This is a genomic window from Fuerstiella marisgermanici, assembly GCF_001983935.1.
GTDB classification, from domain to species: domain Bacteria; phylum Planctomycetota; class Planctomycetia; order Planctomycetales; family Planctomycetaceae; genus Fuerstiella; species Fuerstiella marisgermanici.
This window is the reverse complement of record NZ_CP017641.1, coordinates 4,260,490-4,276,678: the sequence shown is the minus strand read 5'-3', so window position 1 is coordinate 4,276,678 and position 16,189 is coordinate 4,260,490. Positions and strand designations below refer to the sequence as shown.

General features: G+C 55.8%; 12 protein-coding genes. 2 read left to right on the top strand and 10 right to left on the bottom strand.

Translation table 11 applies throughout. The annotated features are described in order from the left end of the window. Positions 1-56: 56 nt before the first annotated feature. From groL (Fuma_RS15990) to Fuma_RS15950, 10 genes are all read right to left on the bottom strand, one after another. Positions 57-1,673 (bottom strand): chaperonin GroEL, encoded by a 1,617-nt coding sequence (gene groL, locus Fuma_RS15990; protein WP_077028333.1) that lies wholly within the window; start codon positions 1,671-1,673, stop codon positions 57-59. Between the two features lie 137 nt (positions 1,674-1,810). Then, positions 1,811-2,098, bottom strand: coding sequence for a co-chaperone GroES (groES, locus tag Fuma_RS15985; protein WP_077025010.1), 288 nt, complete (start codon positions 2,096-2,098; stop codon positions 1,811-1,813). Between the two features lie 161 nt (positions 2,099-2,259). Then, the gene (gene groL / locus Fuma_RS15980) at positions 2,260-3,969 is read right to left on the bottom strand and encodes a chaperonin GroEL (RefSeq protein ID WP_077025009.1); all 1,710 of its coding nucleotides are present in this window, start codon (positions 3,967-3,969) and stop codon (positions 2,260-2,262) included. 395 nt (positions 3,970-4,364) lie between these two features. Beyond that, positions 4,365-5,372 (bottom strand): NAD-dependent epimerase, encoded by a 1,008-nt coding sequence (locus Fuma_RS15975; RefSeq protein ID WP_077025008.1) that lies wholly within the window; start codon positions 5,370-5,372, stop codon positions 4,365-4,367. Positions 5,373-5,382: 10 nt separating this feature from the next. Then, entirely contained in the window at positions 5,383-5,781 is a 399-nt protein-coding gene (locus Fuma_RS34860) for a hypothetical protein (RefSeq protein ID WP_145944205.1), read from the bottom strand. Positions 5,782-6,050: 269 nt separating this feature from the next. After that, positions 6,051-6,989, bottom strand: coding sequence for a UDP-glucuronic acid decarboxylase family protein (locus tag Fuma_RS15970; protein ID WP_077025007.1), 939 nt, complete (start codon positions 6,987-6,989; stop codon positions 6,051-6,053). A 328-nt stretch (positions 6,990-7,317) separates the two neighbouring features. Next, positions 7,318-8,901 carry a glutamate--tRNA ligase gene (gltX, locus tag Fuma_RS15965; RefSeq protein ID WP_077025006.1) on the bottom strand — a complete coding sequence of 528 codons (1,584 nt, stop codon included), beginning with the start codon at positions 8,899-8,901 and terminating at the stop codon, positions 7,318-7,320. Between the two features lie 103 nt (positions 8,902-9,004). Continuing rightward, positions 9,005-10,759 (bottom strand): hypothetical protein, encoded by a 1,755-nt coding sequence (locus tag Fuma_RS15960; protein ID WP_077025005.1) that lies wholly within the window; start codon positions 10,757-10,759, stop codon positions 9,005-9,007. Between the two features lie 334 nt (positions 10,760-11,093). After that, positions 11,094-11,297: a hypothetical protein gene (locus Fuma_RS15955; protein WP_077025004.1), complete on the bottom strand. Its 204-nt coding sequence runs from the start codon at positions 11,295-11,297 to the stop codon at positions 11,094-11,096. 175 nt (positions 11,298-11,472) lie between these two features. Then, positions 11,473-12,867: an NAD(P)/FAD-dependent oxidoreductase gene (locus tag Fuma_RS15950; RefSeq protein WP_077025003.1), complete on the bottom strand. Its 1,395-nt coding sequence runs from the start codon at positions 12,865-12,867 to the stop codon at positions 11,473-11,475. A gap of 232 nt (positions 12,868-13,099) precedes the next feature. Here Fuma_RS15950 and Fuma_RS15945 point away from each other — a divergent pair, with 232 nt between their 5' ends. Both Fuma_RS15945 and Fuma_RS15940 read left to right on the top strand, forming a co-directional pair. Further along, positions 13,100-14,020, top strand: a complete 921-nt coding sequence (locus Fuma_RS15945) for a sugar phosphate isomerase/epimerase family protein (protein WP_077025002.1) — start codon at positions 13,100-13,102, stop codon at positions 14,018-14,020. A 90-nt stretch (positions 14,021-14,110) separates the two neighbouring features. Continuing rightward, entirely contained in the window at positions 14,111-16,162 is a 2,052-nt protein-coding gene (locus Fuma_RS15940) for a TolB-like translocation protein (RefSeq protein ID WP_077025001.1), read from the top strand. Positions 16,163-16,189: the final 27 nt, after the last annotated feature.

Sequence of the window (16,189 nt, the reverse complement as noted above, 5' to 3'; positions counted from 1 at the left end):
GGCTGTACTGACAACACTGAGTTGTCAAAGTTGCCTGTCAAAAGTTTGTCAGACGACTAGCGTACGGCACCAGCAATTTTCGACTTGGCTCCACCATCAGGATCATCGGTTCGTGTGACCAGAACCTGAGTCGTCAACATCAGGCCGGCAATCGAAGATGCGTGAGACAGTGCACTGCGGACCACCTTGGCAGGATCAAGGATCCCAGCCTTCAGCATGTCTGTGTACTCGCCTGTCGCAGCATTGAAGCCTTCAGCACCTTTAAGCTGGCGGACTTCGTCAGCCACAACAGCACCGTCCATGCCGCAGTTTGATGCGATCTGTCGCAGCGGTGCCTGCAAAGCTCTGGCGACGATCTGTACACCGATGGCTTCGTCGCCGTTGCCTTTGACCTTCTCAACGTCTTCGATGGCTCGAAGCAACGCAACACCACCGCCGGGAAGAATGCCTTCTTCCACAGCCGCTCGTGTCGCATGCAACGCGTCTTCCATTCGCGCCTTGGTCTGCTTCATTTCGGTTTCTGTGGCAGCACCCACAGAAATCACGGCAACGCCGCCCGTCAGCTTCGCCAGACGTTCCTGAAACTTCTCGCGATCGTAGTCGCTGTCAGTCTTCTCGATGTGATCACGAATCTGTTGAACTCGTGCCTTAATCGCTTTGGTCTCGCCAGCACCTTCGATGATCGTGGTGCTGTCTTTGCCAACTTCAACCTTGCGAGCTGAACCGAGTTGAGCGAGCTCAACGGTGTCCAGTTTGATCCCGAGGTCTTCAGAAATCAGCGTACCGCCAGTCAGGACGGCCATATCGCCAAGCATAGCTTTACGACGATCACCGAAGCCAGGTGCCTTCACAGCACAGACTTTCAGGATGCCACGCAGCTTGTTAATGACCAGGGCGGTCAATGCTTCGCTGTCGACGTCTTCTGCGATGATCAGCAATTCCTTGCCGGTTTGAGCCACTTTTTCAAGCAGTGGTACCATCTCACGCAGGTTCGAAATCTTCTTTTCGAACAGCAGGATCAGACAGTCTTCCATGATGCATTTCATGTCTTCGGCACTGGTGACGAAGTACGGAGAAATGTATCCCTTGTCAAACTGCATACCTTCGGCGAAGTCCAACGTGGTGTCGTTGGCTTTGCCTTCTTCGACAGTAATCACGCCGTCACGACCGACTCGTTCCATGGCATCCGCGATCATGTCGCCGATGGCTCGGTCGTTGTTAGCTGAGATCGCACCGACCTGAGCAACCTGCTCCTTCGATTCGACAGGCTTCGCAAGTTTTTCGATGCTGGCCAAAGCCGCTTCGACACCCTTGTCGATTCCTCGTCGAACGACAGTTGGGTTTGCACCAAGAGAAATGCCGCGAAGGCCTTCCTTGAAGATGGCACGTGCCAACACGGTGGCCGTGGTCGTTCCATCGCCCGCCAGATCGCTGGTTTTGCTGGCGACTTCGTTGACCAGCTTGGCACCCATGTTCTCAAACGGATCTTCCAGCTCGACTTCCTTGCTGACCGTCACGCCGTCCTTTGTGACGAGAGGATTGCCGAAGCTCTTGTCGATAATCACATTGCGACCAGTCGGTCCCATTGTGACGGCGACGGCCTTGGCGAGAGTTTCAACGCCATCCTGCAGCTTTAGGCGTGCTGGATCGTCAAACAAAAGTTGCTTAGCCACGTTCAATTTCCTTCGGAGTAGATTTCTGTGTTCGGTTTTCGGTGTTCAGTTGGTTTAAGCAGCGTGTGTTTATCGCTGGCAGTTTCAGTTGTTAGCGATTTGCCGAGAACTGAAAACTGCCAACGGAAAACTTGCGACTAAACAACCTTTGCCAGAATGTCGCTTTCGCGAAGAATCTTGACTTCTTCGCCATCGACTTCGATCTCTGTACCGCCGTACTTGCCGAACAGCACCTTGTCGCCGACTTCGACGCTGATAGACGCTCGTTCGCCACTATCCAGCAGACGACCCGGACCAACGGCAACAACAGTACCACGTTGTGGCTTTTCCTTGGCAGCGTCTGGCAGCACGATGCCGCCGGCTGTGGTTTCTTCTGCGTCGTCAGCTTTGACTACGATTCGGTCGTCGAGAGGATTGATTTTCATCGTTGGAAACTCCGTGCGTATGATTTTGATTATGTTTGAAGATCGCCCAATCGGGCAAAGATGTTTTTAACTATCGCGAGCAACGTGGGGCTGCGTTTTCGGAACCACCAACGGAAACGATTTCCGAAGAGTGGTTCGAAGCCGCTGGCGGTTAAAACCGCTTACATCATGCCCGGCATGCCGCCCATTCCTCCCATGCCCGGCATTCCGCCGCCCATGCCACCCATTCCGCCCATGCCACCCATTCCGTCGTGGTCATGATGGTGATCGTCGCCGCCCGCTTCTTCTTCCACTGGTTCTTCCACGATAATGCAATCGGTGGTGAGAAGCAGAGACGCGACGCTGGTGGCGTTTTGCAGAGACGTGCGAACAACCTTGGCAGGATCGACCACGCCGAAGCTGATCATGTCGCCATATTCGTTGTTCAAGGCGTCGTAGCCGTAAGATGCCTTCTTCTCTTTCTTGACTCGGTTTGCAACGACGGCACCGTCAAGGCCCGCGTTGTCGGCGATCATGCGAAGAGGCATTTCAAGGACATTGCCGATCAATTCGGCACCCAGAGCTTCGTCGCCCTTGAGTTTCAGGTCTTCCAAAGCGGCCGCACAGCGAAGCAGTGCAACGCCGCCGCCAGGCACAATACCTTCTTCGATGGCTGCCCGCGTTGCGGCCAGTGCATCGTCGACGAGGTCTTTGCGTTCTTTCATTTCGGTTTCAGTGGCTGCACCGACTTTGATCTGAGCCACGCCGCCAGCCAGTTTGGCCAGACGTTCCTGAAGCTTTTCGCGATCGTATTCGCTGTCCGTCGTTTCGATTTCGCGACGAATCTGATCGGCTCGACCATTGATGTCCGACTTCTTGCCATCGCCTTCGACGATGATTGTTTTGTCGGCGTCGATGCGAATCGACTTGGCTTTGCCCAAGTCGGACAGCTGTACGTTGTCCAGCTTGATGCCCAGATCTTTGAAGAATGCCTTGCCGCCAGTCAGCACAGCAATGTCTTCCAGCATGGCTTTACGACGATCGCCGTAGCCCGGAGCCTTCACAGCAGCGACTTTGACGATGCCACGCATTTTGTTGACAACCAGAGTTGCCAGTGCTTCGCCGTCGATATCTTCAGCAATGATCAGCAGCGGTGAACCGTCTTTGGAAATCGCTTCCAGCAGCGGTACCAGGTCCTTGGCCGAAGAAATCTTTTCTTCGTGAATAAGGATTCGGCAGTTTTCGAACACGCATTCCTGATCGTCTTCGTTGGTGATGAAGTGAGGAGACAGGTAGCCTCGATCAAATTGCATCCCTTCAACCAGGGTCACTTCAGTGTTTACGTTGCGGCCTTCTTCAACGGTAATCACGCCGTCTTTGCCAACCTTCAGCAACGCATCGGCCAAGATCTGGCCCACTTCCGGATCGTTGTTACCAGCGATCGAAGCAACGCGAGCGATTTGCTCTTTGTCGTTGGCCTTCACAGGCTTAGACATCTTGGCGAGCTGCTCAGTGACAGCATCGACGGCCTTCTGAGCACCGCGAGTCAGAGACATTGCTCCAGCACCGGCCGCGATGTACTTCAGGCCCTGCTTGTAAATGGCTTCTGCCAAAACCGTGGCAGTCGTGGTTCCGTCACCCGCGACATCATTGGTTTTGGATGCGGCTTCTTTGACAAGCTGCACGGCCACGTTTTCATAGGGGTCTTCCAGCTCGATGTCTTCCGCAACGGTCACGCCGTCTTTGGTGACCTTGGGAGCTCCCCAACCTTTGTCGAGTACAGCGTTTCGGCCGCGCGGTCCAAGAGTGCTGGACACGGCACGGGAAAGCTTGGAAACGCCGGACAGCAGCCCTTTACGAGCTTCTTCGTCGAACGTTAGTAACTTAGCCACAGGTTCTCCTCGAAATATTACCGACTTCGGAATTGCGCAATTTCAGTGTCTATCTGGCAGCGATTTGCCTCGACCGCGGGCTTAGATGCGAACGGCGTGCCGAAAGTGTCGGCAGTACATAAGTCGCGTCGCAAAAGTGGTTTAGGGAAATTGCCGCCGCCAGCGAGCTTTTGGCGGGCACCGTTGGCAGTCGATTTGGCAGGTGATGGCAGTGGCAGGCTGAGTCGCCGCCGCTGCACTAGCAGACGTGGGCCGGGACGGTGCTGCAGCTGCTGAAATCAAGGAGCGGTCGCGGAAATCGCGAAGGCAGAAGGCTCCCCACAATCTGGGGCCGAACGCTCGCCAAGAGCATGGTTCACGAGTGGCGGCGTGGGGCCGAACGGCGTGCTGCCCTGCTAAGACAGATCGTGATACGTCTTGTACCAGTCCACGAACCGCTCGATGCCGCTTTCAATTGAAGTATCCGGCCGGAAGCCGACGTCAGCCTGCAGGGCGTCGATGTCTGCGAAGGTTTCCGGCACGTCACCCTGCTGGATGTCCATCATATTCTTCTCGGCGGTGCGGCCCAGGCACTTTTCGAGCGTTTCAATCATGTGCATCAATTCCACCGGCTGGTTGTTGCCGATGTTGTAGATTCGATACGGAGCGGCCGTGGTGGAATCGTCCAGCGGATCTTTGTCCGGATTCGGCGTGGGCACGTTGTCGTTGACTCGAATTACGCCTTCCACGATGTCGTCTACGTACGTGAAGTCGCGTCTCATTTTGCCGTGGTTGAACACATTGATCGGCTTGCCGTTGAGGATCGCTTCTGTGAACAGCCACAACGCCATGTCCGGTCGGCCCCACGGCCCGTAGACGGTGAAGAACCTCAGCCCGGTCGTCGGCAGCCCGAACAGGTGGCTGTAGGTATGAGCCATCAGTTCGTTCGCTTTTTTTGACGCGGCGTACAAACTGACCGGATGGTCGACTCGATCCGACACCCGAAACGGTTTGTTCTTGTTCGCGCCGTAAACTGAGCTGCTGGATGCGTAGGCCAGGTGACCGACGTTGTTATGACGGCAGGCTTCCAGGATGTTCACGAAGCCCACCAGGTTCGAATCCACGTAGGCGTGCGGGTTCTCAAGCGAATAGCGAACTCCTGCCTGAGCGGCCAGGTGAATCACGCTATCGAATTTCTGATCGGCAAACAGCTTCGCCACGCCGTCACGATCTTCCAGCCCCAGCTTTGCGAAGGTAAAGCCATCGCGGCCTTCCAGAGTGGCCATACGGTCATGCTTCAGCTTCAGGCTGTAGTAGTCGTTGATATTATCCAGCCCCACAACTTCATCGCCGCGTTCCAGCAGGCTGGTTGCCGTGTGCATTCCAATAAAGCCAGCGGCTCCGGTGACGAGGATCTTTGCCATGAGTTTCTATTTAGTTGGAAGGTGGTTGATATGGGTTGTTGCTATCGACGATTGATCTGTACGGCAGACTCGATACTGTTGTCTGAGGCGATCTGCCCGTAAACGCAGCAGCAACAAGAAGGCTTAGCGCTGCAAGTTTAAACAGAGTCAGGACCAAGTGTGCGACGCTAATGGCAGCAAGCACAGCATTCGAGGAACTAGGGGTGGTCCATCGAACAAACAGAAATTGATATCCGACTTCCACGAGTGGAGCGGCCGCGAGAATGCCTAGTCCCAGCAACGCGTAGTATCTGGCGGAACTGCTAACTGGTGGCTTCATCCACGTATAGAAGAACAACCCTGGCGTGAAGACCAACTGAACCATGACCGGGGCATAAATAAGCAACAATAGATAGGGATCAGTTGACATGTTTGGCCCTCACCTCGAACAGCAGTCGTTCGAATTAAAAATGAAGTAGGGTGGGCACTGCCCACCAACGGTTAGTTGATGGGCGATGCCCATCCTACTCGCTTCATCACACCTCGCTCCGTTGGTTACCTTGGTCATTCACATTCATGTTCACGTCGGCAAGTAGAGGCGGCATTGTTAACCACGAAAGTCACAAAACACAAGAAAACGTATGCTCCGGAATTTTCGTGCGTTTCGTGACTTTCGTGGTTGTTCCTGAATCTCAATATCTAGCCCTGTTCAATCAGCTTCCGATACCAGTCAATCGTATTCTGCAGCCCGTCCTTCAATGCGACCTGCGGTTCCCAGCCCAGCCATTTTTTCGCTCGAGTGATATCCGGGCAGCGGCGTTGTGGGTCGTCTTTGGGGAGTGGCATGTGAGTCACTTTGGACTTACTGCCCACGGCTGCAATCACGGCTTCGGCCAGTTCCAGCATTGTGTTTTCCACAGGGTTGCCGATGTTGACCGGGCCGGTGTGTTCGTCGTTGTCCATCAATCTCAGCATGCCTTCGATCAGGTCGCTGCAGTAGCAAAACGAACGAGTTTGAGTGCCTTCGCCGTAAACGGTGATGTCTTCGTTACGCAAGGCCTGAGTGATAAAGTTGGAGATCACTCGGCCATCATTCGGGTCCATTCTCGGCCCGTACGTGTTGAAGATGCGGATGATGCGAACTTCCATGCCGTGAGCTTCGTGGTAGTTCATTAGCAGCGATTCGGCAATACGTTTGCCTTCGTCGTAGCAACTGCGAGGTCCAATCGGATTCACGTGCCCCCAATAGTCTTCCGTTTGCGGATGTACCTGAGGGTCGCCGTAGACTTCGGATGTTGATGCGTGCAGCACGCGAGCTCCACAACGTTTGGCCAGCCCCATGACGTTGACCATTCCCACGGTCGAGGTCTTAATCGTCTTGATGGGATTGTACTGGTACGCTTCCGGCGACGCGGGGCAGGCCAGGTTGAAGATGCGATCCACTTCCAGATAAAACGGATGCACGATGTCGTGCCGTACCAGTTCGAAGCGTTCATGGCCCAGCAAGTGGCGAATGTTTTCTTTGTTGCCGGTAAAGAAGTTGTCCAGGCAGATCACGTCGTCGCCGCGTTCGATAAGACGGTCGCAAAGATGACTACCAAGAAATCCGGCACCGCCGGTTACGAGTACTGTGGGCATAGTGAATCGAATCGCAAATAGCTGTGAGGTATTGTGAACACGGCAGTGATCTGCCGTAACTCGCTGCCGAACTGTAACAGGCTGGGTTTGAGGCTGGTAGTACGCGCCCGGAGCGGGTGACGCAACCACGAAGTTAGTGTGTGCCGCTGGACGTGCGATTTCTAAGTTGTTGATGCTATCGATTGTTTGACAGAGTATCTTCACCCTCCCGTTTCACGGGAGGGTGAAAACGCAAGTTGTAAATCCCACGTTCCTTGCAACACAGCCCTCAGGCTGTGCCACCCCGTGAGTTCTCTGGTGAACAAAGTGTTTTGTATTGAGTGGCTTCTTACACCACTCGCATTGATTCTGCCATTCCGATGGCTCGGTCGATGCGTTGCAGGCATTCGTCCTGACCGAGCAGCTCCAGCGTCGGAAACAGGTCTGCTCCCTTGGCTTTGCCAGTCACAGACAGTCGCAAGGCGGGGGCGATCTGGCCGAACTTGATCTGCTGGTCTTCCACAAAGGATTGAACGAGATCGTGCAGTGGCTCTGCCTTGAAGGAATCCTGATCCGCGAACTGCTTTCGTAGAGCGGCCAGTAAGTCCAGCGCGGTGTCCGGCTTGACCACTCGCTTTTGGAATTCTTTCGTGTCGTACTGCAGAGTGTCCGCCGAAACGAAGAATTCGTCCATGCCCAGAATGTCGCCGAACACGCGGAGGCGGTCGGCCGCCAGTGAAACCACTTTCGCGACCATATCCAGCATTTGCTGATCCGGCTCGGCGGGCAGCAGCTCGGCCTTCACCAGCATTGCCACGCAGCCCGCCAGTCGTTCGTCGTCGGCCAGCTTGTGCATCCAGTGACTCTGGTAGCTCATCAGCTTGTCCGGATCCAAACTGGCTGACGCCTTGACGACTCGCTGCAGCGAGAAGTTTTCCTGCACTGTTTCCAGTGACATATTTTCGGTCTCGTCGTCCAGTGACCAGCCTAGTCGCGACAGCCCGTTGAGGACTCCGGCTGGCAGAAAACCGACTTCGCGATAGTAGGCCACCATCACCGGCGACAAAGCCTGGTCACCGGCGTCGATTCCGAGTTTGCTGAGGACTTCGTCGCCCAGTTGAAACAGCTTCTGGAAGGCGGGACTCTTGCGGTACTTGTCGATGTCTCGCTTGCTGAGCTTCTTCTTTCCGCCGGGAGCTGCCACGAATGGAATGTGAGCAAACTGCGGCAGCGTATTGCCCAATGCTTCGTGCAGCAGCACCTGAATCGGCGTGTTGGAAAGGTGTTCCTCCGCTCGAATTACGTGTGAGATTTGCAGCTGACCGTCGTCGACCGCGGTTGCGAAGTTGTACAGCGGCGAGCCGTCACCGCGAGCGATCACGGGGTCGACCATGAGGCTGCAGTCCCATTCGATATGGCCACGCACGTTGTCGTCGATCGCCACTTTGCGATCGCGAGGCACAAGAAAACGTACGACGTGAGCATCGCCAGCTTCCAGCTTTGCAGCGACTTCGTCATCGGACAGGTTCAGTGATGTGCGGCTGCTGGTGTAGACGACTTTCTGTTTTTCGGCGGCTTCGCGTTGAGCTTTCGTTTCTTCCGGAGGTTCGAAGTCGCGATAGGCGGCTTTGCTTTCCAGCAGCTTTGCCAAAGCAGCGTCATGCAGAGGTCGGCGTTCGGACTGAAAGTACGGCCCGAATTCTCCGCCGACTTCCGGCCCTTCGTCCCAATCCAGGCCCAGCCAGCGGAAGGCATCCAGAATCGGCTGCAAGGCTTCTTCCATATTCCGCTGCTGGTCGGTGTCGTCGATTCTCAGGATGAACTGGCCACCGTTTTTTCTGGCCCATAGCCAGTTAAATAAAGCGGTTCTCATCCCACCGATGTGCATGTAACCGGTCGGGCTGGGAGCGAAGCGGGTGCGTACAGTTGGCATTGGAGTTTGCAGGAAAATGGTTTACCGGGCGGCAAATAAAAGAAGCCCGGCTTTTCGGAGTTGCCGGGCTTCTCACACGAGAGGTTGTCTCAACGCTGAAACGTTAGTTCTTTAACTGGAACGCTTCCATGAACACGCCATTGTCATCCTTCACCGAATAGCCACCGGTGGGGTGGATGTACTTCGAAATCGTTTCGAACGGCGGAAGCGTTGTGAAATCGATCTTCTCGAAGATTTCCTGGCTGCCTGGGAACTGCTCGGCAGCAGTCCCGGACCGAACCATTTCGTACATCGATCGGTACTGTTCGGCTGGACGCGTGAATTGGACGGACAGTGCGTCAGCCGGGAAGTGCTGAGCTACTCGCTGGTACTCTTCAGATTCAGCCAGTGGCTTCATGTCGCTGTCATTTCTTAACACCTGATCCAGCAGTGTGCTGCCGATGCAGATCAGCATTCGACCATCAGAAATGGTCACGCCGATCGCCTGGCCAGCTCCTGGTGCATTGAATTCATACACGGTCGCACCGCGGAATTCGCGAGTTTCCAGGCCGGTTTGTTCAGCGACTTTCGCCAGGACATCACCTGCTGACTGGCTGTCTCGAACGCCCAACGCAATTAGAATTTGATCGCCACCGTAGCCACCACCTTCGGCACTACCAGCCGCTGTGATGAATCGTAGTTCGCCTGTCAGCTGGTCGATGATGTCGTGCTTCAGGTGAATTCCAGGTGGTCGCTCCGCCAACCGGTCAAGCTGATCGGCTGTGGCACCGGCTCCGGAAAACATGTCCACGATGCTTTCGACTGCTTCGTAGGCTTCGCCGATTTTCCACTTCATTGCTGCGTACGCATGAACGTCTTCTTTGACCCAGCTTGGCGGGGCCTGTTCAATCTGATCCAACTGCATGGCTCGCATCAGTCCTGTCGGAGGTTGATCGGCGTAGATCAACGATCGAGACACAGCTTCGAAGTCGCCGCTGCCGGCTTCCGAAACCGCGCCCATGGCTTTTAGCTGAGTCAAGCCCAGGGTCGGCAGAAATCCGAGTGCCATTCCAGCACCCATGCTGGCCTGCTGGCCAAGTGAGCCAGTCTGTACCAGCTTTGTGAACAAACCGATGGGGTCAAAGTAGACCGTTGTCAGTGCAGAACGTTCGGCCGACTGGCAGCGTCCCATGATGTAAGAGTAGGTTTCGTTGCTCTTGAATGATTCGCCCTCACCTTCCCAGTTTGTCAGTGCCGACTGCAGCAGTTCGATGCGGTTACTGATTACCAGTCGTTGGTCTTTGATGAACCAACCGAATTCTTTAGCCAGTGGTGTGGGAGGCTGGCCAGGATACTGGATCCGAAACATGGTCAATTCCGTGCCGTCAAAGCTCTCATCTTCCAATGCAAGTTTCGGAGCCTTGGACAGTTCGCCAGCCGCTTTGTCCAGCAGGTCCTGAACGACTGCTTCGCTGTCGCCGAAGTCCAAAAAGATGACGGCTCCCATTGTGTTGCCAGGGCCGCCGGAAAACGCGAAGGAAACTTCGCCGGTTGGAATCTGAAGAAACTCTTCTACGCTGACGCCAAGGTTTTCCTGGAACTTCGCGAACCCTTCGTCCAGTTCGTTTTCAAACGCGGTCTGCACTTCTGACTTGAATGCATCCAGAGCTGGATCCTGCCAGAGCTTTCCGAGTGACGATTGGGTGACAAACGTCTTGAACTGAGTCACGTTCGGAAACGAAACGTACAGAAACGTGTCTTTGGGAAGAATCTGATCGCTGATGACTTTGGAAGCCACCGCCGTCTGAGCCTGCACGGGCAGACTGGCAACGATCATCGCTGATGCGGCCAGTAATTGAGTCAATTGAGCTCTAAGCATCAAACTTACCTGCTGTTTGAGTAAAGTGATTTTAGGTCACGTTGGATTCACGTGATTGTGGCGGAGTGTTGCCACTTCGGCAATGGCCACAGCCCAGATGTTGGCCGCGTTCCGCCGGATTTGCCCGGCAATCTGCTCACACACCGCGTCGTAATGGAGATATTGCGCCAGCCAGTTATTCGCTGGAGAATGCCGTGTCCTGGCAGAAATATGTCTGCTGGCTGTGAATTCCGAAAATTGATATCCCGCTGACGTACGCGCTGCAACGCAGAAACGGCGGAACTCACGCGGCAAACGGTGCAGGAAAGAGCCAATCAAAATAAGGCCGCGTCAGCTACCGCTGAGACTTTCGCTTCTGCAGATACGCGATTCCCATCGCGACCAGGATAGCTAATGCTACCACCGGGCCAGCGTGCGTTGGCGACGTGACGTAGTGCCAGATTCCGTCCTGCGCGGCAGGATTTCCGTGTCCGGGATGAGCCATCACAGCGGGCATGGAAAGTGCGAGGCACGTGAGAAAGTAAGTCAGTCGTGGCATTGATAGGCCCGCTTTCGGCAGCGGTATAGAGAAGGTCCGTGTTGATGTGATTCTGTCTACGTGCAATGTAGCATCGTGGCTCTAACGGCGAAAGGGCACGGGCCGCTCCGCGGATTTCTCTCACCACAACGATTCGCCTGTGACTGCGTAAGAATCGCCACGAATGGCGACAGATTTAGACGGTGGAAAACTGTTCTGATTCGTGTCGATCCGCATCTATCCGTGATTCATCGTCGGAACTCGGCACCTTGTGCAAATAGTTGGGGCTGTTGGCCGGTGCCCGCTTCGCGTCGTTTCCAAACATCACCGCTGCGCAGTTGGAATACAGCTTGATCCGAGCGATATACGAACTGTTCCGGTCGAAGTCGCCGCCCACAAACGTCACAAACTTACGGCTGAAGTAACCGCCCTGCAGCGACGTGACCATCTTCTGGACCGACGTATTGCGACTCGCGATGTAAAACGTGTCCACCATCCGCTGCACCGATTTTTCGTGCTGTCGCATGTCCTTCTGGTACTGGTCGAACAGTGCAGGTGTGATTGGGGTGTCTCGAGCATGGCCGGCGACGAGGTCCGCCACCATTTCAGCACTCTTCATTGCCAAGTGCACGCCGGATGAATAGCACGGGTCGATAAAGTAGGCGGCGTCGCCAACCGCAACCCAGCCGTCGCCGGCCAGGCTCTCGGAAGAATTGCCCATGTTGCCCGTCACCATCACGTCAGAAATCCGTTTGCGGTCGATCGTCATCCCGTCGTTCAGCAGCGGATTTTCTTCCACCATGCGTTCCAGCAGTTCGGTCGGCGAAAGACCGCTTTTGCGAAACCGGTCGACCGTCAAAACCACGCCCACGGAAAACCGGTTGCCGGGAAGTCTCAGCAGCCAGGTCCAGCCGTCGTAGAACATCTGGCCGATAAACCACCCGGCTTTCACGTCGTCACGCGTCGGCGACGCAGCGTATTGAGCGTAGATGCCCATGCGATGCGGTTCGGTCAGCTTTCGCAATCGCAGTTTTGAAGGAATCAGCGAACGCAGGCCGCTCGCATCAATCACCAGTCGCGCGCGAAGATCGTATTCCTTACCAGATTCCGTGCGGCACCTGACTCCCGCGACACCGTGCGAATTTTTTTTGGGCGCTGCAGAAGCATGCGATTCATCCGCCCGCTCTGCTGTCAGCACGTCCACCACTTCGGTGCCAAAACGCACGTCGGCGCCGCCATCGATGGACCGATCGATCAGGATTTTATCGAAGACTGAGCGTTCCACTAAGTAGGAGTACGGGCAGTCTCGAAACGTGGCGTGGCGATCCGGTTTGGCAAAGTCGCCGGGCACGGCAATGTCGCCGTACAGCCATTTGCCGCCCGGTTTGCGGATGAAAACATCGCGAATCTGTTCATGAACGCCCAGGCGTTCGAAAATTCGCACCGTCGCCGGCAGCAGCGATTCACCGATATGGAATCGCGGAAAGTGGTCTTTTTCGACGACCACACAATCGAATCCCTGCTGAGAAAGCAGCGTAGCGGCCGTACTTCCTGCCGGACCGCCGCCAAGGACAATAACGTCATGTATCATCGAAGTGTCAGGTTACGAGGGATCGGATTTTCAGGCCCGGCAACGAATCCGTCCGTTTGCGAGGCTTGCCCAGTTTAGCCGTGATTCCCATCTGACAAAACCTGAGTTTTCGATTGTTTGAAGGTTTCCCGGCCGCGTTTGGTGGCTTCGCTGGACAAAATCGTCTCGCCTGATTTAACTGGTACACACTCTGTCCCGCCTCAATATCCCTTTTTTTTACGGTCGCCCATCTATGATCCACCCTCGTCGAAAATTCCTCACCAGCCTCGGAGCTATCGCCGCAGCGCCCGCTCTGACAGGTTCGTCCGTACTGCACGCGGCCGACCCGCCCAAACGCAGCGGTGAACCGCTTTTGAAGCTAAGTCTGGCCGCCTACAGCTTCAACAAAATGTTCGCTCGCCGAGGCACGCCCGACCAAATCGCGAAGGCGGAAATGACGCTGGAAAAGTTCATCGACTACGGTGCTGAACAGCAGTTAGGGGCGGTTGAGTTGACGGGATACTACTTCCCGAAAGACATCACCACCGAATACCTGCTAAGCATTCGTCAGCGAACGCATCGGCTGGGTTTGGATATTTCCGGCACGGCCATTGGCAACGATTTCTGCCTGCCAGAGGGCGAAGCACGCGACCAGCAACTTCAGGACTGTCAGGACTGGATCGACTACGCAGCCATCATGGGTGCCCCCGCGATTCGAATTTTTGCGGGCCGAGTCCCCAAGGGCGACAACGAAGAAGCCGCCATTGAACGCTGTGTGGACGGCATCAACCAGAGCCTGAACTATGCCGCAAAGAAGGGCGTCTTTCTGGCTCTTGAAAATCACGGCGGCATCACGGCCACGCCGGCTCAAATGATGAAAATTATTGATGCCGTCAAACCGTCGCCCTGGTTCGGCGTCAATTTCGACAGCGGCAACTTCAGCACAGACGATCCTTATCGAGACCTCGCCATCATCGCGCCGTACGCGGTCAACGCTCAGATCAAAGTGTCGATGAAGTCGCCGGAAGGCAAAAAGTATCCGGCTGACATGCCAAAGATCATTGGCATCCTGAAGAAGGCCGGCTACCGAGGCTACGTGACGCTCGAATTTGAAGAAACAAAACCGCTCGAAGAGATTCCAAAGTATCTGAAGACACTGCGAGAACTTGTGTAACGAAGCCCGGGCCACCCCTCCAGCCAATTGGTTGCGGAGGGGAGCGGCCGCGCCGTTCTGGGCGTGGTCCCCATTCGAAGTCACTGCACTTTGTCGTTTACAGGACAGACTCAAATCTCCAGTCGACACTCCGTTCGGATTCTTCTGCTGATCGCTTGCGCGTCGGCCAGTTCGGCGGCGTTTGCTGCGCCACCGACAGTCGAACAGGTCAACCAGGCGCTAGACATCGCGGAAAAGGCAGCTCGGCATGGAATGACCGATTTGTCTCAATCGGCCGTGCGCCGATCGCTGCAGTTCGGGCCGCCTACGGTATCCAACACCAGAGACGACGGCGCGAAGCTCCGCATGTCCAATGCGCGAGTTGACACGTCGCGAGAATTTCCGCCGACGGCTCTGGAATCAAATCAGCTGCGCATTCCGCGTCTCGTCATGCGGCTGCTGGAGGGCTGGAAGGCGGAAGCGAACTCCGTTCAAATCTACGAAACGCTGCGAAGTATCGTCCTGCCCGAACATCGCAACCAGGAAGCGTTTCTGTACAGCCTGCCGGTCGAATTCGACACGTTGCAGCCTCACCGATTTCCCGTCGTCGATAGTATCGGTCACCGGCTGATAAATTGTGCCAGGCACGCCAATAAGCTCGGCGCACTCCGCCAGCAGCTTGGTTCGCCGCGTGATGGAGATACGATCGAACGAGCGATTCTGACTCTACTGGTGGCCGATGCGCTGGGTGATGACGATTTGCTACGCCGTCAAACTGATTTGCTGGTGAATTCACTGCGAGCTGGTACCGATCGCGCGTCAGTCGAACTGGTTGCGTTGCAGGCTGTCACGATCGGACGCCAGTCCCGGCATCGCGATGCGGTCGCCGATTTGTTGCAGCGAGCCGCCACCGTGATCGCGGCTATGAACCGCAACGAACCCGTCGCGAATTCATCTGCGCGAGCCATCGTGCTGGCGGCCGCGCGGGCTCAGTTTGAAGCCGGTCGGCGCGAAAATGGCGTCAAGCTTTTGGGTGAATATCGCAAGCTGAAAGTGAAGGGGCGCTTCGGGGTCTGGCCATCAGGTATTGAGATCGGGCAGACGCAGATCGTCGGTCACGAATTGTTCGCTCGCGGACTTGATGCGGAAGCCCGAGAGATTCTCGGCCGCGAATCAGCCGAAGAATTCGAACGACGATACCAGACAACGTCGCTGCCTCAAAACGCCGGCGCCAGCGAACCAGAACCCGTGTCGCCAGCGAGTGCCGTCAAAATTCAGCCTGCAGCCGACATCAAGGACCGCGCATCTGTCGCGGGTCAGATCTGGGTTTGTCAGTGGGATTCAGAAACCGAAGAATCGAAGCTGCTGTTCACTCTGCCAACGTTTCAGGCGGCCACGGCAGCGGCGGTTGCTCCGGACGGAAACAGCATCGCCATCGTGGCCGCTCTGCCCGGTCAGGCGGTCACGTCCGACACCGAAATCTACGTCGCGACCATGGACGGCCGGAGTATTCGCTCACTGGGCAAAGGCACGTTGCCATCGTGGTCGCCGGGAGGCGGCCGACTTGCGTACAGCCGTTTTTCGCCCGCTCGAGGCGTTTGGATTATGCGAGCCGACGGAACAAATCGACAACTGATCGACGAATCCGGTTGGGGGGCGGCGTGGTCTCCCGATGGTCGCATGATTGCGTATGCGGATACATCCACTGCGACGGGTGATATTCGCGTGTTCGACCTGGCCGAAGATACATTTCGCAGCCCACTGAATGCGGCGTTGTCGAAACTCGGCCTTTCACACCCGCAACAGTTCGCATGGTCGTCCGATTCTACTCAGTTGGCCTTCACCGCGTCACGTAAGCAGGGCGGTGCAGACGAAGCGGCCACCCTGCTAAGCCTGAAGGCGTACGGCAAAGCTCGCTTAACCACACTGCTGTCGGAAATCAGGCAACCAGCATCGGGCGTCGCATGGCAGCGACATTCGGAAGCAATCGTATTTGCGTCAGCGACGCCTCAAACAAAGTACGAACAGCTGCATATGCTGGTCGCAGAGGGTGAAACTGCGGCGACGGTTCCAGGCCAGTTTCCCGGCCGCCGCAATCTGGGAGCGTCGTGGATGCCGGACGGAAAGACTTTGATCTACATCAGCCGACCGGTGAAGCCGTAGCGTTGCAGGCAATGCATCAATCACACG